Raw genomic sequence first — 18,980 nt, 5'->3', positions numbered from 1 at the left:
CAAAGCAATACAACATGTAGCCGGAAATATCCCGGTAAATCAATCCAATACAAATGATGAAATTGACCGAAATCCAGGAGCTGATCAAATTTGTGGCCAAATCCGGGGTGAGTGAGGTAGATATTGAGACCAAGGATCTCAAGATTAACATCAAGACGATGCCCAAAGGACGCAAAGGTGCCGAAGAGCAAACCTTGGTGCAAACAACCGTTCCTGTAGCCGCCATTCCACAAACAATGGTGGCACAACCGCAGTCCGTGGCGGTTGCCGAAGCACCAGCTCCGGCTAAAGAAAGCAAAGAGGAAAAACCTGCCAGTGCCGAAAAAACCAGCGGTACAGAGATCAAATCTCCCATGATAGGAACCTTTTATCGTTCTCCCTCCCCGGACAAGCCTGCTTTTGTGAATGTGGGCGATGAAATTAAACAGGGCGATGTCATCTGTATCATCGAAGCGATGAAACTATTTAACGAAATCGAAGCCGAAGTTTCCGGTAAGGTCGTTAAAGTACTGGTGGATGACGCCTCGCCCGTGGAGTACGAGCAACCGCTCTTCATTGTAGAGCCGCTCTAAGCCGAAGGTTTAACAAAATATCATTACGTGTTTAAGAAAATTCTGATCGCCAACAGAGGTGAGATTGCATTGCGCGTGATACGCACCTGCCGCGAAATGGGCATACAGACCGTAGCCGTTTATTCCAAAGTAGACAGCGATAGTCTTCATGTTCGCTTTGCAGATGAAGCCGTTTGTATCGGCCCTGCAGCAAGCAACCAATCTTATCTGGACATACCACGCATCATTGCCGCCGCGGAAATTACCAATTCCGATGCGATACATCCCGGCTATGGGTTCCTGTCCGAAAATTCAAAATTCGCCCGCATTTGCGGGGAACACAACATCAAGTTTCTGGGACCTACCCCCGAGATGATCGATAAAATGGGGGACAAGGCCACGGCCAAAGCCACCATGAAAAAAGCCGGGGTGCCAACCATACCCGGGTCGGAAGGTCTGGTGGATACCCTGGAAGATGCCAAAAAGATTTGCAAGGGTATCGGCTATCCTGTGATTATCAAGGCCACAGCAGGTGGTGGAGGTAAAGGGATGCGTGTCATTAAGAAAGCCGAAGAACTGGATAACCTCTGGGACCAGGCCAAGAAAGAAGCTGCTGCTGCATTCGGGAACGATGGGATGTACATCGAGAAATTCATCGAAGAGCCCCATCATATCGAAATACAGATTATTGGTGACCAGCACGGTAAAGCAAGTCACCTCAGCGAACGTGATTGCTCCATTCAACGGCGCCATCAAAAACTGGTGGAAGAAACACCAAGTCCGTTCATGACCAAGCGGCTGCGTGAAAAAATGGGACTGGCAGCGGTGAAAGCTGCAAAGGCCATCAAGTACGAAGGGGTGGGCACCATTGAGTTCCTGGTGGATAAGAACCGGAACTTTTATTTTATGGAGATGAACACCCGTATCCAGGTTGAACATCCCATCACAGAGGAAGTCATTAACTATGACCTCATCAAGGAACAGATCAAAGTACACGCCGGCATCCGTATCACTGGCAAGAACTATTATCCGGAAATGCATGCGATCGAATGCCGGATCAATGCAGAAGATCCTTACAATAATTTCCGTCCGTCCCCGGGGACCATTACCACTTATCATGCACCCGGAGGACACGGAGTTCGCATAGACACCCACGTTTATGCAGGTTACACCATTCCGTCTAACTACGATTCCATGATCGCCAAGCTGATTACTGTGGCGCAGACCCGTGAGGAAGCCATTCAAAAGATGTCACGGGCACTCGAGGAGTTTGTGATCGAAGGGGTGAAGACCACCATTCCTTTCCACCGAAAACTTATGAAGCACAAAAAGTGGCTGGAAGGAAATTATACCACACACTTCCTGGAGACTTTCCCCATGACCGATGAAGAAGAGGGAAAGGAAAAGGCTCCAGTCGCTGATAAAAAGAAGAAGAAGGTTCAGGCATAGAAAGAGTCTGCAGCTACCTGCAGTGAAGTGAGTTCTACGGTATGACCATCCGGGTCCAGGGTGTAAATGGATCGGAAGTAGGTATGGTTCTTCACCTCGAAGTCCAATCCGAGTTTTTCGTAATGAGCCCTCGCCTTGTCAAAATCCTCCGGACTTACATGAAAGGCGAAGTGGTCTATTCTCACATTTCTGGAAGAGGGATCCAGCACCGGATCATTTTCGTTTGCAGGAAATAAAGCGATACCGCTTTTGTTTGCAAGAAGAAAAATGGGAAATGGTCCCCATTCCGGTGTCTCGTAACGTTTAAGCCCAAGAACTTTCTGATACCATGCCGCTGAAGCTTTCATGTCCTTTACCCTTATGGCAACGTGATCCAGAAATGCGATATCAAATTCAGGCATTGTTCTTTGTATTCTGTTCTGTCAGGATATATCACCTAGGTCTCGACGCTTATTGTAACAAGTAGATCCACGCTTTGGGATAGCCGTTGGCCCTCACTTTCCGTAGTTCTTTCAATGCAGTATCAATGTCAGGATACCAGGCTACATACACATAGTTAAACTGCGTTTGTTTGTTCAGCAGCATTCTTGTCGCCTGATATTTTTTCTGCACATCTTCTTTTTGTTTGACGGCGTATTCCTTATTCAGGAATGCACCAACCACGATGTAGTAGCCTTGTTTTGCAAAATCTTCTTCATCGGAGAAGGTTTCCGTTTTGTCAGACCGGAAGAGTTGCTTGGTATAGCCTTTTCGGTTCTCTTCAGCGATCGTAAGCCTGTCACTGAGGTCTCTCAAGGAATCCTGCAATGCCTTCCGCTCTTTATCAAAAATACCCGTCTGGTGTTCCTGCATGTCAAAGGCGTCGTTGATGATCTGGGCGATTTTATCTTTCAACTCCTGGATGGTTCGCTCATTCTCCTGTATGACTTTGATTAATGAGTCGTTCTCGCTTCTAAGGTCGGCGATGACCTTTTCCTTCGCTTCGGCCTCCTCCTTTTCCGCCTGTTCTTCCCGGGCGGATTTTCCGAACTGATAGCCGATCAGGATTTCATGGCTTAGTCCGCTATACGTTCCAACTGCACCTGTGACAACATCATAAGCATAACCCACCGTGAGCGCCTTGCCAATATGTAAGCCTGCCTGTATGCCCAATGCGTAATCGCTTTTGTAGAGGCCACCCAGCCATGCCTTGTCCGCAATGCTGACAATTAAGCCGGCATCGTATTGTACCGGAGTTCCCGGTGCATAGCGGGTGAGAACAACAGGAGAAACCGCATGGGCCTTTTCTTTTCCGAACCTGAAATCATACGACAGGCTGCCTATCCACTGGCGTTGTAGCAGGAAGGATGTTGCGGTATCTGTTTCTGAATAGGTCAGATTGTTTTCGAGTAGATGTGGAAGGGCAACCTGAACTTTCCATTTTTTTCGGATGTCCCACAACATACCAGCCTGAATATCCCATGTGGTCACTTTTTGCTGGCTACTCACCAGGGAAGGGTCATTGGTGTTCAGAACAACTACCTTGGAGAAGTCAATGCTTTGGTCTATCACTCCTGCACGGATTCCGAATGACAATTTGCTGTCATCTCCCACGGGCACGGAGTACGAATAGGATACATGTGCGGTCATACGTTGGATAATTCCTGCGCTTTCCGATTTAAGATCCAATCCCAAACCCATCTTCTTATTGCGAAGCGCACCGTCCATGGTCATCAGATTGCTCGAACCAGCGCCATCAAAATCTGTCCATCTGTCCCTTCGGATGAGAAACGCCCGGCTCTGGCCGTGCATCCCCGCAGCAGCCGGGTTATAGATGAACGGGTTGATGGGATGATAACCGAATGTACCTTCTTGTTGCGAAAGGACAGAACCTGCAGACATCAGCACCAGCACAGCGATATGTATCATCCTTCTCATCTCAGTGCCCAAGTATCGTCAGTGTGCCTTTTTGTATGGTCGCAGTTTTACTCAGCCGGACCACGTAGTAATAAGTTCCATCCGGAAGCGTGCTTCCCTGGTAGCTGCCATCCCAGGTATTATCATAGGCGGTGGACTGGAACACAGGTTGTCCGTGGGTATTATAAACAAACACCTCCGCTTCAGGGAAAAGTTCAATATTCTGAATGACCCAGGTATCATTGATCCCGTCGTGGTTAGCGGTTATGGTATTGGTGATGATCACTTCCTTTTGTGTGGTATCGGGAGGAAGGGTCACGAGTATGTTCACTGAGTCAATAGCCGAACATCCCAGGCTATCCACCGCGACCAGATAGTACCTTGTACTGCTGCCGGGGTAGCACAACGGATCCAGGATACTGGTGTCACTTAATCCACCGGGTGGGGTCCAGTGAAAAACTGAATTACATGTACCTGAAAGCATGATCGTATCCCCTTGTATGATGGTGGTATCCGAACCGGCATCCACCGCCGGGGGAAGGGTGCTGGCGTTGATAAGAACGGCGTTGGATGTATCATCGGGGCAAAGGCCATTGCCAACGATGACGCGGTACCATGAAGATGCTGTGAGATCGGTATACTCCAGCAGGCTATCGGTATGATTCAGGGATAGCCAGGTGTTGCCGGAATCCGTGGACCACTCCCAGTCAGTAATCGTGCCGGAGTATCCGGTCAGTGCCAGGGTATCGCTATTGTTCCCGTTGCAAACCATGGCGCTGTCGCCCAGTGTACCTGCAACGGCTGGTTGACTTACCGTTATGGTCACCGTATCCGAAGTGATAATGGCACAGCTGCCGTTACGAATAACCGCCCGAAACAAGGTAGTGGATGTGAGATTTGTGAAGACCAGACTGGTTGTGGTATCCGGAATGAGGTTCCATGTGTTTCCTCCGTTCACCGACGATTCCCAATAGAGTACATCTCCACGATGTCCGTTGAGGAGAATGGTGTCGCTGTTTGAAAGAGCGCAAACTGTTCTTTGACCGGTAAGATTACCACCCACCGAGGGACTGTCGATCTGAAGGTATGTGGGAGCGGATGTATCGGCCTGGCAATATCCGTTTTTAACGATTACCCTGTACCAGGCAGGATTCTGGATGTTGGTCACATGATTGCTGTCAGTGGTATTGTTGATGGTTGTCCAGTTGATATTATCGGCCGAAGTCTCCCATGACAGCACATCGCCGATGTAGTTATTGAGGTGAAGCCAAAGGTTGTTGGATGACACGCATACAAACCTTCCGCTATCCGAGACCACCCCACCAACGGTGAATGTATCTGAAGCCACCACATAATTATTAAGGGTATCGTTGCTTCGGTCGTTATCTCCGGTAAGGTTGGTGTACGCCCTGAAGGTGTATGTGCCGGGAACGGATAAGTCGGCCTTCTTTACAAACGTGTATGTGTAAATGGACTTGGCCAGGATAAGGGTGGAAATGGTTTCCGTGATTGAGTCGGAGATGGGGCCATTGATGATATAGGTCACATCAAAGGGTGTATTCAACATGGTGGTCTCATCGTTGAATATCTGAACCGTAACATTGCGGTTGTTGGTGAGCATGCATCCGCCAACGGGAGATGTGATGTCATTGAGCGCTACATCCTGGGCAGGAAGAGAAGCAGCGCAAAGCCACCAACCGAAAACCAACGCCCACCTGCGCATCATCTTGATTCTTTCTCGTATCACTCCCGGGGATCTGACTACTTGATCAGCGTGACATGCCCCATCAGACGGATGGGTCGTCCTTCTGCGTCCGAGCTCAAGATCAGCCATACGTATACATCTTCCTGTTGTATTTCACTTCCTTCATTGGCGGTTCCATCCCAACCTTGAATGGACGTTGTCTGAAAAATCTCATTACCCCAACGATCAAAGATATACATTACGAAATTTTGAGGGTCAATGTTCTCACCGACCGGAAAGAAGTATTCATTCTTGTGGTCGCCATTCGGCGAGAATACGTTCGGTACGTAAAGGTAGTAGCGGGGTTTAACTTCCAGCCACCTGGTAATGGTGTCTGTACATCCATACATATTTTCCACCAGAAGGGTGATCTCGTAATTTCCGGAATCCAGGTATACAAACGTGGGGTTCTGAAGATTTGAATAGCTGTAGTTCGGATCTCCGAACGTCCACAGCCAGTAGGTTGCATCCGTTGACAGATCGATGAACTGAATGGGGTCAAAGATGACACCTGGGTCAGGGTTTGTCGTAAAGTCTGCCTGTGGCAGATCATATACCAGGATACCGTTCGTATCATCAAAGGTGAATGTACAACCTGAACTCAGACTCAGCGTAAGCGATGGATAGAATGTTCCCGGCAGATCATAGGTATGCACCGGTACCGCTGTTGTATCAATAGAACCATCTCCGAAATCCCACAGCCAGCTGACCACCGTATCACCCGGCGATGAAATCTGTGTATTGAAGGTGACATCAAGCGGTACACAGCCCGTATCAGGATCCAGGAAGAAGACCAGAGGCAGTTGTTTCACCTCAATGGTCACCGAATCCTCAATGGTGGCCCCGCATTGATTGGCCACGGTAACCACGTAAGTAGTAGTGGTATCAGGAATTACAGTAAATGGTCCCGGTCCTGTTCCGACATTGGGACTCCAGGAATAGGTGATGGAATCTGCTATCCCCGTTACATTGGCGAGGACCGTGGTGGAATCGCCATCACATATGGTCATGCCGGAATTAAGGGTCAGGAGCGCTGAATCCAGTGTGAGCATGTTCACCGTGATTGAGTCTGGAGTACCTGTGCAGCCGAATTCATCTTCGGCGCGCACAATATAGGTTGTAGTGACCGTAGGTGTTACATATTGAACACTATCGGAGTCCAGGCCATGAGACCAGATAAAATAATAAAGATCGCTTCCTCCACCTGTGGCGACAGCAGAAATCTTCACGGTATCACCCGGACAAACCGCACCGGGATCCGTGGCTAGTGTGATCACCGGATCATTTTCATTCACAATAACAGAAGTGGTATCGGTGCAACCATTCACGTCGGTAATGGTCACATGATATGTCCCGGCAGACAAGTTACCAACGGTATCCGTTACCTGTCCGTTCACATCCCAAAGGTAGGTATACGGCGAAGTTCCGCCTGTTGCGGTAACGGATGCGATGCCGTTATTTCCACCATCGCAGGTCACGTGGGATACTACCCCGGTTACGCCCACGATGTTTCCAGGGTCGATGACCGTGGTGTCCATCACAACCTTGCAGCCGTTTGCATCCGTTACGGTTACCTGGTAGTAATTGGCCGGAAGATTATTGAGGGATGGATTGTATTGCACGGGCGTTGTATTCCAGACATAGCCATAGGGTGTTGTACCACCACTGGCTGAGACGGAAATGGATCCATCACTTGCTTCGTGACAACTGGGTGGTGTAATGGCATCGATACTTCCTGAAAGAACGGGTGGTTCAGTAACCATCCCACTGTCAGATACGCTGCAACCGTTTGCGTCGGTCACAGTAAAGTAAAACTGCCCGGCCGTCATGCCCGTCATGGTGGGATAACTGGGTCCGGCAGGGGACCAGGTATAAGTGTATGGTGCCGTACCTCCCGAGGCAACGATGGTTGCAGAGCCATTGCTTCCACCAAAACATGACACGTTGGTCACGGTATCTATAACCACAGTGGGGCCAGGCATATCCTGAATGGTCACCGAATCAACCGAGGTACAGCCGTTGTTGTCCGTCACAGTTAAATAGTGAACACCTGAAGGTAGTCCGGTAGCCTTCAGTGTGGTTGCTCCGCTGGGAGCCCAGAGGTAGGTATATGGTCCTGTGCCACCTGTTACTTCAGCTCTTGCGGACCCTAAAGACTGGCCGCAATAAGTAGGTCCTGCTTCAATAGCCGTACCCTGCAGTTGGTCAGGTTCCTGAATGATGTCGTTGAGATATAGTGGACACATGTATGTGTCGGTCACCGTTACAAAGTGTATGCCTACGGATAACCCAGTTGCGGTTGCGGTTGTAGCACCGGAAGGAGACCATAGGTACTGGTATCCGGGTGATCCTCCGCCCGGAGTGATGGTCAGGGTTCCGTCATTTCCTCCTGTACAACTGACCCCGATGTTAGATGTGATTGTACCGGTCATGGCCGGTGCTTCGGAAACATCTCCGGTCAACTGAATACTACAACCGTTGGAGTCCCGTACGGTCACAGTATATGTTCCTGCCGGTAAACCGATGGCCAGCGAATCCGATCCGCCAAGAGGAGACCAGTTAAAGCTGTATGGTGAGATTCCTCCGGAGGCATTTACCAAAGCGGTTCCATCACTTCCGCCGTTGCACGTTGCATCTGTTACGGAGACGGTACCCGTGATTGTATCAGGTTCTGTAACGGTAACGGAAAATGGCATTGGACAACCATTGTTGTCAGTCACCGTCACGGAGTGAGAGCCAGCAGATAAGCCGGTTGCCGTCGCATTGGTGGTGCCATCAAACCAGAGATAATTGTATCCGGGCGTACCCCCATAGGCGGTAACGGTTGCTGTTCCGTCACCGGAACTCTTGCAAGACAAAGGTGTCATGCTAAGGGTGGCATCCAGGGCCGTTGGTTCCATGATTTCCACCACCTGGGATGCGAGACATGTATTGTTGTCGGTCACCGTAACCGCATAAGTTCCTGCGGAAAGGCCACTGATAGAAGCGGATGTATAACCACCGGGAGCCCATAAATAGGTAAATGGTGGGGTTCCTCCAGAGGGCGTCACCGTAATGCTGCCGGTATTGCTTCCGTTACAGTAAACATCCGTGGATGACAAACCCAGGGTAGGACCGGTGATGTTATTTACAACCACCGAAGAGGTGATGTCACAACCGGTATTATCGGTTACGGTAACCATATAAGCACCTGCCGATAATCCTGTTACCGTAGCCGTAGTGTAGTTTCCTGGTGACCAGAGATAGGTATAGCCGGGATTACCACCACTGGCGGAGATGGAGACCTGCCCGTTGCTGCTTCCGCATGTGGCATCATTCTTCGACCCGGTGAGGATCATGGCCGATGGTTCGGAAATGGTGGTGCTGTCTACCACACTGCAACCCCAGGCATCTGTGGCGGTGACATAGTAAGTTCCTGCAGAAAGACCGGTCACGTTCGCGGTAGTATATCCACCGGGCACCCAACTGTACGTGTATGGGGTTTGTCCACCGCTTACGGTCAGTGAGATGGTGCCATCGCTTCCCAGGTTACAGTTGGCATCTGTGCTTGTATGACTTGCCGTTACCATAGGCGTTAGCACGATTCCGACACTGCGGCTGGCTGTACATCCGTTGTTATCCGTTACAGTGAAAGAGTATGTTCCGGGCCCCAGTCCTGTAATAGAGATGGTTGTTTCCCCACCGGGCGTCCATAGGTATGTGTATGGTCCTGCACCTCCGCTGGCCACCATGGTAATATTTCCGTTGGCGCCTCCGCAATACGCATTTTGTTTGGACTGCACACCCACATTTAAAGTTGGGGGTTGTGTAATGGAAACGGTACGGGTGAGTGTACAGCCGGCGGAATCGGTAACTGTAACGTTGAATGTTCCCGGGGCCAGTCCGCCTACATTTGATTGTGTAGCTCCGTTTGACCACAGGTATTGGTAAGGAAGGATGCCACCTGAAGGTGTGATAACAGCCGTTCCATTATTGCTCCCGTTGCAGGTTACATTGGTTCCGGAAATGGTGCCTGTAAGCGCTGATACCTGGCCGATGGTGACATTGGCTAATGCCTGACAACCGTTTGAATCTGTTACAATGACCAGATAATTTCCGGGTGGCAGATTGGAAGCCGTTGGTTGGGTACCTCCCGTTGGTGACCAGTCATAGGTATAGGGTGGGGTTCCTCCGGTAACGGAAACCGTGGCAGATCCGCCGGTGCATGTCGCATCCGTGCTGGAAACGATCGTTGCGATAAGAAAGGTAGGTTCTGAAATGGTGGTGCTGTTGGTGCCTGTACATCCTTCGGAGTCTGTCACGGTAACCGAGTAGGTGCCTGGCGAGAGTCCGGTAATGTTTGCCTGGGTATGCCCGCTGCTCCAGGTATAAGTGAAAGGTGCCGTTCCACCCAGCGTGACACTGGTAATCGACCCATCATTAACATTTTTACAATCGGAGTTATCATTGGTAAGGTTGATCTGAGGTTCCGGGTTAACCGTCACATAAACCGGTATGCGATAAGTCTCAGGACATGTACCCACATAGAACACGGTATCATTAAATAAAGGTCCTACTGAAAAGTTCGGCCCGGTTTGCAAAACGTTTCCACCAGCGATCAGGTCATACCAAACCAGGATCATCTGGGGGTCCGGGTTGCCTGTGAGCATGGCAACCAGGTCTGCCGTGGAGCCGATGCAGATGGTATCATTGATGGCTTCTATGTTCACATCGTAAGGATAGATGGTATCCAGAATTCCGGGGCCACCGGCGGTTGCGCCGTTAGGAAGGAATTCAGTCACTCCGCGTGAATCACTGACGCCATTGGCACCTCCGGTAACTTGCATCACGGTGCTACCATCGGTCGTGGTCAAACCAATGTACCCGCCGCCACCGCCACCGCCCGGACCTTCGCCTTCATTGCCGCAGCAGGTAATGATCTGATTGCCTCCGGCGCCACCATTCACCGTAACAACGCCACCTGAGATAAGTTGGGTGGTATTCAGGATGATCGTTCCACCACCACCACCACCACCCGGTGCGTCATTTCCTCCGGATATCGTATTCAATGCGGTTTGGCCATCTGATCTGATCTGACCTGTGCTATTGCCGTTGAGAGTACTGTAGCCAAGGAAGTATATGATACCGCCGCCATTAGCACCTGCATTACTTGCGTTGTTATTACCATCACCGGCGCCACCGCCTCCTCCCATGAACAACCGGCCCAGCGTATAATCCAAAGGTCTTCCACCTTTTCCACCTACATTATGTCTGTTGTCTCCACCCCATGCAGTATTACCCGGAGGAACACTGGTAGCATTCCGATCCTGGCTGGAGTAAGTGTATCCTCCACGTCCGCCCCCGGAAGAGGTACTTGCTGAGAATCCCGGGTATTCCAGGTCCCATGCAGCTGTCCATGGTGAAGCACCACTTCCCGGATCCGGATTTCCGTTGCCGGTATATGCCATTAGGATATTTGCATTTGCGCCACCACCGCCACCGGCGTTGTGCGCATTTCCGCCACCGCCACCGTTGGCCGGGGCACCACGTCCGTACCTTCCACCGTATGCATTATAATCGGCCTGAAAACCGGCAATACCTTCTCCTTTTTCTCCACCATACTGATTATTGGTAGAAGCAAAATCAGTAATGTTATAGTTGGTCTGGTTATCCAACTGGCCACCCCGGAATCCTCGTCCGGATGCATCAACCAATCCACCATTGTTGATGACGATGTTGTTCAGTGCTTCCACGACCAGAACACCTCCGGTAGTTCCGTTCCAGTTTTGCGTGGTAAGTACGGAATTGTTGGTTACCGTAAGGTTATTAAACCTGGGAACCCTGATAACCTGCACCCTGCCGCTGGCGGTATAGTCATGGGCGAGGGGGCATGAAAATTCGATGGTGGTGCTGCTGGGTACATCAAGTACTTCCTTGAATTCATAGTTACCACAATTGTTGTAAGAGAGTATGCGGCCCCATGTGCTGTCGTTGGGACTACCATCGATGGTTGCTCCTTGCATCTGGATGATCATCACAAGATCTCCGGCAGCGAGTGGGGCGTTAAACCGGCCATTCGCATTTAGCCCCGAGTTGAGTACGTTGATGATAAGGTCTCCGGTGGAGGCATCCGCGGTAAGGGCGGTAAATTCGTTGACAATGGTATTGGGTGTGGTTACAGACCTGGTTCCGTCCTTTCCCCTCTGACCGAAGACAGAGAAGCTTAAGAGGCACCAACAAACAAAAAATGCAAAAGATTTCCGGTGATGAAGTGCCCTCCATATGAATGCACGAGTTCCCATAACAAGCCCAAGAAAATTTGAAAACCACATATCAGTCTGAGACAGACCGAAGATTTAATCCCGGATAAATGTACGCATTGCAGATCAAAGGGTTTCATACGATGGGAAAGCTCCCGGGTGCCGGAAACAAGGATAACACAACCGTTAGCATGGTGTTATGACTTAGAAAACAGGTGAATAACAAATGGTGAATAACGGAAAGACATCACCTTAAGAAAAGAAAAATCACGGAAGGTAAAATCAAACGACTAGCTTACAGCCATCACGCCTTTCTTCTGCCATACCATATCTTCTGCGGTGGTGATGATATCCTGTGTATGGAAGCCACATTCTTTGTGTAACTGGGTTTGTTCACCATGCTCGATAACGGCATCGGGAATTCCCAGTCTTTTTACCTGAGCGGCGTAACCTTTATCTGCCATCCATTCGAGAACTGCGCTGCCCATCCCACCCATGATGCATCCGTCTTCCACGGTGATGACCTTATCAAACTTGCGGAACACCTCCGCCAATAATTTTTCATCAAGAGGTTTCACAAAACGCAGATCAAAGTGTGCAGCGGAGATTCCTTTGTCTTTCAGAATTTCACATGCTTCAATGGCGTAGTTTCCAACAGTTCCTATGGTGAGTATAGCGATATCGGTGCCATCGGTGATCTTTCTTCCTCTGCCGATCATGATCTTCTGGAATGGCTTTTTCCAGTCTGCCATCACACCATTACCCCTTGGATATCTGATACTGAATGGCCCTTGTGTTGAAGGCAATTGAGCGGTATACATCAGGTTGCGTAACTCTTCCTCGTTCATGGGAGCGCTTACCACCATGTTCGGAATGCATCGCATGTAGGCGAGGTCGTAAGCTCCGTGATGGGTCGGACCGTCCGCACCTGCAAGTCCGCCCCTGTCCATGCAGAATATGACCTTGAGGTTTTGGATGGCCACATCATGGATGACCTGGTCATAGGCCCGCTGCATAAAACTGGAATAGATGTTACAGTAAGGGATCATTCCCTTTGTGGCCATACCTGCAGAGAAAGTAACAGCATGTTGTTCGGCGATACCCACGTCAAAAGCGCGATCGGGCATGGCCTTCATCATAATGTTGAGGGAAGAACCCGACGGCATGGCAGGGGTGATGCCAACTATTTTCGAATTGCGTTCGGCAAGCTCAACAATGGTTTGCCCGAAAACGTCCTGGTATTTCGGTGGTTTCTTCTCGTTTGAAACAGAAGACACCAGAATTTTTCCTGTGGTCTTATCAAAAAGTCCGGGTGCGTGCCATTTGGTCTGATCACCTTCTTCGGCAGGCTGGTATCCCTTTCCTTTGGTGGTGATGCAGTGAAGAATCTTAGGACCGGGTATTTCTTTCAGATCTTTCATCACCTTCACCATGTGCTTCACATCATGGCCATCGATCGGACCGAAATACCGGAACCTCAGGGATTCAAAATAATTGCTTTGTTTGAGAAGTGCTGATTTGACCGCATTCTCTACTTTAGAAGCGATGGCCTGGGCATTCGGACCGAATTTGCTGATCATCCCAAGCAGGTTCCAGACATCATCCTTCATGCGGTTATAGGCATGGGAGGTCGTGATATCGGTAAGGTATTCTTTTAATGCGCCCACGTTGGGGTCAATGGACATGCAATTGTCATTGAGTACAACCAGCAGATTGGAATTTTCCACACCCGCATGGTTCAGTCCTTCAAAAGCGAGTCCCGCAGTCATTGCACCGTCTCCGATGACAGCGATGTGTTGCCGGTTCTTATCTCCCTGGTGACGTGATGCCACAGCCATACCCAGGGCTGCCGAAATGGAAGTGGAAGAGTGCCCTACACCAAAAGTGTCATATTCACTTTCGGAGCGTTTGGGAAACCCGCTCAGTCCTTTGTACTGGCGGTTTGTCGGAAATACTTCGCGTCTGCCTGTGAGGATCTTGTGACCATAGGCCTGATGGCCCACGTCCCAAACCAGTTGATCATCCGGGGTATTAAAAACGTAATGAAGTGCTACGGTAAGTTCTACCACACCCAGGGAAGCGCCGAAATGTCCGCCCTTGACGGAAACCACATCAATGATATACTGCCTGAGCTCATCGCTCAATTTGGGCAGATCATTGATCCTGAGCTTTCTCAGATCCGCCGGATCTTTTATTCCGGCAAGAAGGTCTCCTGGGGTGAAATCCATAGTAGAATCAGGTGCTTTCGTCGGCAAAGATACGTATTTAATGGTGTTGTGGTATCAAAAAAGATAACTTATAGGGAAACAAAGTTATCGATCAAATGTTGTTAGGTTTACGTGCTTTTAACATTAATAGGGAATCGGATCATTCCAACCGGGTATTCCGCCTGACTCCCGAAGAAGCGGAATCAGGATAGCAGTGTACGGAGAAGATCAGACACCATTTTGTTGTCTGCCTTTCCCGCAAATACTTTGGAAGCTATTCCCATGACCTTACCCATGTCCTTCATTTCGGTTGCATTGGATTTTGCAACGATCTCTTTGAGTTGTTTCAGGACATCTTCCTCACTCATTTGTTCGGGAAGGTATTTGGAAATGAAAGCGGCTTCTGCGTGTTCATTGGCTGCGAGGTCTTCCCTTCCCTGTTCAGTGTATATAGCCGCAGCCTCCTGCCGTTGCTTAAGCAGCTTTTGCAGGATGCGCACTTCCTCTGCCTCATCAGGTTCATGTGCCGGTCCTTTTTCCGTACGTGCGAGCAAGAGCGCTGCTTTAATGGCACGCAAGGCAGTAAGTTTCTGACTTTCACGCGCCAGCATGGCGGCTTTGATATCCTGATCGATGGTGGTTATGAGAGACATGGTTGCATGTTTGTGTCGGGCATGGTTAAGCTCCGGTTTATGTTCCGTTGATTAATCTACATTGTCATGCAGAAATGGATTATTAGGTTTGAGGGTGCTCTTGCCTTCCTCACCTTCTTCCTCAGGCTCGGACAGGGTATAACGCGACACCTGGGATTCCGATGAGTGTGGCACATCGTCCAGATTTACATTTCGCCTTTTATAGGCAGGTTCATTTTCCAGGTCGGATAGTCCGCTTGGTGTGCGCAATTTAAAGCTGAGTTCTTTCAGTTTGTTAATGCGCTCCTGTGATTTGCGTTCCTGATTTTCAAAGGGTAAAGGTGTTGATTTATCCACCGGCTTATTCTCTGACCGGGGTTGGTCCTGTTTCACACGCAGATCAAACTCAATGCTTACCTGCTCATCGTTTTGTTTAGGCTGGCTGGCAGCTTGAGGCACGGTATGGCCGGTTGTCTGCGGAGTTGCATTTGCGTTGGGCGAATCATCCTGCTCGGCTTCATGATCATCCACCAGGCTTCTGACCACCTTCTGAACCTGATGGTCGGTAGTCAGTCCGGTGTCAGGGTTGGTCTTAAAGCCGGTTGCAATCAGCGTGACACAGATTTTATTTCCCAGGTTCTCGTCTTTTCCTGTTCCCCAGATAATGTCGGCTGACGATCCTGCTTCTTCCTGGATATAATCGGTGATCTCCGTGATCTCATCCATCAACACTTCATCAGAACCTGAGGTGATGTTAAGCAGAATGTAGCGTGCACCGCGGATGTTGTTGTCATTGAGAAGCGGAGAGGCCATCGCATTCTCAATGGCTTTCAGGGCGCGACTTTCACCTTCTGCAGTAGCGGATCCCATGATGGCGGCGCCACTATCGGTCATCACTGTACGTACATCTTCAAAATCTACGTTGATATAACCTGTTACGGTGATGATCTCAGCGATTCCCCTGGCAGCAGTGGTGAGGATATCATCTGCCTGAGCGAAGGCGGTAGCCAGGGTCAGGTTTCCATACATTTCCCTCAGTCTGTCGTTGCAGATCACCAGGAGGGTGTCGACGTTGCTCCGCAGGGCTTGCAGACCTTCTTCCGCCTGCAGCCGTCTTTTCTTTCCTTCAAAAGTGAATGGAATAGTAACAATACCTACGGTAAGGATGCCGCGTTCTTTTGCTGCAGCTGCAATGATGGGGGCGGCGCCTGTACCGGTTCCACCTCCAAGCCCTGCGGTGATAAATACCATTTTGGTATGTATCGCCATATAGTCCATGATCTCGTTGATGTTCTCTAAGGCAGCATTCTTACCAACCTCTGGAATGGAGCCGGCACCGCGGCCTTCCGTCAGGTTTGCCCCCAGTTGGATCTTAATAGGTACCGGACTGATATCCAATGCCTGGGCATCCGTATTGCATACAATGAAATCCACGCCTTTGATTCCCTGCTTGTACATATGGTTTACGGCATTGCTGCCGCCGCCGCCAACACCGATCACTTTAATGATTGATGATTGGTCCTTCGGCATGTCGAAATTGATCTTTGGTTTATCCATTACAGCCTCCTGTTGATTTAGTCTTAGGTTAATACACTATTCGTTAATGTCTTCATCCAGCCACTGCTTGCTTTTGCTGAAGATGGTATCGAAGAAACTTCCTTTAGTCTTTCTTGAATGGGATTTGATGGGGGATCCTTTGGCTTTTTGTTTTTCAAAATATTCAAGGCCTTTGATCACAAGCCCGATACCGGTTGCATAGGCCGGGCTTTTTACTTCCTCAAGATAGCCTGAAGCCAGGTGTTCATTGGGATAGCCTATACGGGTGTCCATTCCGGTCACATACTGAAACAGCTGTGCGATGTGCCGCAGTTGGGATCCGCCACCGGTAACCACAATGCCGGCGATCAGTTTGTTTTCCAGTCCGGAGTTCCTGATCTCATAGTATATGTTCTCGATGATCTCTTCCATGCGGGCCTGGATGATATGCGCCAGGTTTTTCACGGAGATTTCCTTAGGCTCTCTTCCCCTTAATCCCGGGATAGAAACGATCTCATTTTCCTGATTTTCGCTGGCAAGGGCAGAACCGAATTTTACTTTGAGCGCTTCCGCGTGGCTGCGAATGATGCCGCATCCTTCCTTGATGTCTTCGGTAACGACGTTTCCACCAAATGGAATAACGGCGGTATGACGGATGATGCCATCCTGGAATATGGCAATATCTGTTGTTCCACCACCTATATCAACCAAAGCAACCCCTGCTTCTTTCTCTTCCTCACTGAGCACAGCTTCCGAAGATGCAAGCGGCTCAAGAATGAGTTCGGATACTTCAAGGCCGCATTTATGCACACATTTATGAATGTTCTTTGCGGCGGCTATCTGACCGGTGATAATATGAAAGTTCGCTTCCAACCGGATACCCGACATTCCGATCGGATCTTTGATTCCCTGCTCTGCATCTACAATGTATTCCTGTGGAATCACATGAATGATCTCCTCACCGGGCAGCATCACCAGCTTGTACATATCATCTATAAGCGCATCAATATCCCGCTGGCCAATTTCTTCGTCCAGGCTGGCGCGGGTACGGATGCCCCGGTGTTGTAGACTTTTGATGTGTTGTCCGGCAATGCCAACGTTGACAATACGGATGTCCACCCCGGATTTGTCACTGGCATCCTGTATGGCTTCTGCGATAGACTGCATGGTCTTCTCAATATTGGAGACCACACCTCTCATCACGCCCACGGACTCGGTTTTACCCATGCCGATGATCTCAATTTTACCATACTCATTTTTGCGGCCGACGATGGCACAGATCTTTGTGGTGCCGATGTCCAGTCCAACGACGATTTCCGATGATTCCATAGCGCTTTACCTTTTAGTGCAGATGATTTGATTTTTGTATTTCAGGTTGATGGTTGAATATTGATTCCAGTCTGTATATCTCAGTCCCTCGTTGTAGAATACGCGAAGCTTGTCCAACTTACCGTTCATATCCTCTACATTTCCAAGCAGGATGCGATGATCTCCAACGCGGGGAATGAGTTCAATTTCCTTGTGTCTGTTTACATAGATCTGTACCACCTGTGAGTTCCAGAATGGGTCATCATGAACGTATTTGGCCAGTGCATAAAGGTCACGTATCAGACTGCTGTCTGCCGTAGCAATTCCCCCCTCACCTATGGGCTTTTCGGAGTGGAAAGGCAGACTGAAATGACCGTTGATCACGGGCACGTGTGCGGTAAAGTAATCCGGAGGTGGCATGAGATAACCTTCCCTGTCTATGTAATAACTTTTGGATGGACCGGTCATAATGCGGGCAATGGGTTCGCGTTGTTGCAACGATACTTCCAGGATGCCATCCAGTGTCATATACAGGTCCGCTTCCTTCACATATGGATTATTCCTAAGTCTGGCTTCCAGCGTGGAAAGTGGAATCTCGGATGCCCGTTTATTCAGGATCAGTTCGCCCATGTCCATCAGCATCAGGCGCACGCGTTTCTCATCCAGGAAGTGTATGGCATCTGAACCCTGAATGAGCACTTCGATGTCCTTACATGTTACCTGTTTCCGTTCGTTGGAGACAAAACCCATCGCGGCAATGATGGCACCACCTGCCACAACAACGGCTAATATGTTCATCACTTTCTTCATACTTTTTCCCTCCCCGTTATGAGTCCGTACTTCGTTTCCAGACCTTTCTTCAAAGGATCTACCAACGTATCAATATCACCTGCGCCCAGGGTCAGCAGTACTTCACAGTCTGCGTTTAAGATCCTTGCGGTGAGATTTTCTTTTTCGCAGACTGATTTTTGATTTACCGGAATACGCTCCAGCAACGCTTCGGAATCAACACCGTCAATGGGCAGTTCACGAGCGGGGTAAATAGGCAACAGGATCACTTCATCCAGTGCGGAAAGGCTTTCGGCAAAACCATCCATCAGGTCCCTGGTGCGTGAGAACAAGTGAGGTTGAAATACGCCGGTGATCTTTTTCCCCGGATAGAAATCCCGTGCCGCTTTAATGCACGCACTGATCTCCGTAGGATGATGGGCATAGTCATCGATATATACCACACCGTTGGCATTGACAACATACTCAAATCTCCTTTTGACGCCTTCATAGGTGGCCAGGCCTTCCCGGATCGCTGATGTCTCTAATCCGGCTTCAACGGCCATGGCGGTTGCGGCCAGTGCATTCTCAATATTGTGCAGCCCTGGTTGACTGTATTGAATGTCATCGATGATCCATCCCGGGCCGGT

At 49.6% G+C, this 18,980-nt stretch carries 12 protein-coding genes; 2 read left to right on the top strand and 10 right to left on the bottom strand.

Translation table 11 applies throughout. From position 1 onward, the window contains the following. Positions 1 to 56 precede the first annotated feature (56 nt). The gene (accB, locus tag KDD36_07860) at positions 57 to 572 is read left to right on the top strand and encodes an acetyl-CoA carboxylase biotin carboxyl carrier protein (protein ID MCB0396552.1); all 516 of its coding nucleotides are present in this window, start codon (positions 57 to 59) and stop codon (positions 570 to 572) included. A 27-nt stretch (positions 573 to 599) separates the two neighbouring features. Then, a complete protein-coding gene (gene accC, locus KDD36_07855; GenBank protein ID MCB0396551.1) occupies positions 600 to 2,000 on the top strand; it encodes an acetyl-CoA carboxylase biotin carboxylase subunit in 1,401 nt (466 codons plus the stop codon). Here the strand turns inward: accC and KDD36_07850 are convergent. From KDD36_07850 to KDD36_07805, 10 genes are all read right to left on the bottom strand, one after another. Beyond that, positions 1,991 to 2,401: a VOC family protein gene (locus KDD36_07850; protein ID MCB0396550.1), complete on the bottom strand. Its 411-nt coding sequence runs from the start codon at positions 2,399 to 2,401 to the stop codon at positions 1,991 to 1,993. The two genes, accC and KDD36_07850, sit on opposite strands and share 10 nt — an antisense overlap. A 49-nt stretch (positions 2,402 to 2,450) precedes the next feature. Then, a complete protein-coding gene (locus KDD36_07845) occupies positions 2,451 to 3,917 on the bottom strand; it encodes a PorP/SprF family type IX secretion system membrane protein (protein ID MCB0396549.1) in 1,467 nt (488 codons plus the stop codon). A gap of 1 nt (position 3,918) precedes the next feature. Then, complete coding sequence (locus KDD36_07840; GenBank protein ID MCB0396548.1) at positions 3,919 to 5,622, bottom strand: gliding motility-associated C-terminal domain-containing protein; 1,704 nt, start codon at positions 5,620 to 5,622, stop codon at positions 3,919 to 3,921. A 35-nt stretch (positions 5,623 to 5,657) separates the two neighbouring features. Beyond that, the gene (locus KDD36_07835) at positions 5,658 to 11,921 is read right to left on the bottom strand and encodes a gliding motility-associated C-terminal domain-containing protein (GenBank protein ID MCB0396547.1); all 6,264 of its coding nucleotides are present in this window, start codon (positions 11,919 to 11,921) and stop codon (positions 5,658 to 5,660) included. Positions 11,922 to 12,169: 248 nt separating this feature from the next. After that, positions 12,170 to 14,107, bottom strand: a complete 1,938-nt coding sequence (locus KDD36_07830; GenBank protein ID MCB0396546.1) for a 1-deoxy-D-xylulose-5-phosphate synthase — start codon at positions 14,105 to 14,107, stop codon at positions 12,170 to 12,172. Positions 14,108 to 14,289: 182 nt separating this feature from the next. Further along, positions 14,290 to 14,739: a GatB/YqeY domain-containing protein gene (locus KDD36_07825; protein MCB0396545.1), complete on the bottom strand. Its 450-nt coding sequence runs from the start codon at positions 14,737 to 14,739 to the stop codon at positions 14,290 to 14,292. Positions 14,740 to 14,790: 51 nt separating this feature from the next. Beyond that, complete coding sequence (gene ftsZ, locus KDD36_07820) at positions 14,791 to 16,275, bottom strand: cell division protein FtsZ (protein ID MCB0396544.1); 1,485 nt, start codon at positions 16,273 to 16,275, stop codon at positions 14,791 to 14,793. Positions 16,276 to 16,311: 36 nt separating this feature from the next. Further along, the gene (gene ftsA / locus KDD36_07815; GenBank protein MCB0396543.1) at positions 16,312 to 17,583 is read right to left on the bottom strand and encodes a cell division protein FtsA; all 1,272 of its coding nucleotides are present in this window, start codon (positions 17,581 to 17,583) and stop codon (positions 16,312 to 16,314) included. 6 nt (positions 17,584 to 17,589) lie between these two features. Beyond that, positions 17,590 to 18,372 carry a hypothetical protein gene (locus KDD36_07810; GenBank protein ID MCB0396542.1) on the bottom strand — a complete coding sequence of 261 codons (783 nt, stop codon included), beginning with the start codon at positions 18,370 to 18,372 and terminating at the stop codon, positions 17,590 to 17,592. Continuing rightward, positions 18,369 to 18,980: UDP-N-acetylmuramate--L-alanine ligase (locus KDD36_07805; protein MCB0396541.1), on the bottom strand; the 612-nt coding region annotated here is incomplete at its 5' end. The genes KDD36_07805 and KDD36_07810, both read right to left, overlap by 4 nt.

The organism is Flavobacteriales bacterium (genome assembly GCA_020435415.1).
GTDB lineage: Bacteria > Bacteroidota > Bacteroidia > JACJYZ01 > JACJYZ01 > JACJYZ01.
The sequence above is the reverse complement of the archived record's forward strand: the minus strand, read 5'-3'. Positions and strand labels throughout refer to the sequence as shown.

Coding starts and splice junctions, on each gene's coding strand:
- KDD36_07845 (MCB0396549.1), bottom strand. CDS start 3,917: ATGAGAAGGATGATACATATCGCTGTGCTGGTGCTGATGTCTGCAGGT.
- KDD36_07835 (MCB0396547.1), bottom strand. CDS start 11,921: ATGGGAACTCGTGCATTCATATGGAGGGCACTTCATCACCGGAAATCT.
- KDD36_07850 (MCB0396550.1), bottom strand. CDS start 2,401: ATGCCTGAATTTGATATCGCATTTCTGGATCACGTTGCCATAAGGGTA.
- KDD36_07840 (MCB0396548.1), bottom strand. CDS start 5,622: ATGATGCGCAGGTGGGCGTTGGTTTTCGGTTGGTGGCTTTGCGCTGCT.
- KDD36_07810 (MCB0396542.1), bottom strand. CDS start 18,372: ATGAAGAAAGTGATGAACATATTAGCCGTTGTTGTGGCAGGTGGTGCC.
- ftsZ (MCB0396544.1), bottom strand. CDS start 16,275: ATGGATAAACCAAAGATCAATTTCGACATGCCGAAGGACCAATCATCA.
- accB (MCB0396552.1), top strand. CDS start 57: ATGAAATTGACCGAAATCCAGGAGCTGATCAAATTTGTGGCCAAATCC.
- KDD36_07825 (MCB0396545.1), bottom strand. CDS start 14,739: ATGTCTCTCATAACCACCATCGATCAGGATATCAAAGCCGCCATGCTG.
- KDD36_07830 (MCB0396546.1), bottom strand. CDS start 14,107: ATGGATTTCACCCCAGGAGACCTTCTTGCCGGAATAAAAGATCCGGCG.
- ftsA (MCB0396543.1), bottom strand. CDS start 17,583: ATGGAATCATCGGAAATCGTCGTTGGACTGGACATCGGCACCACAAAG.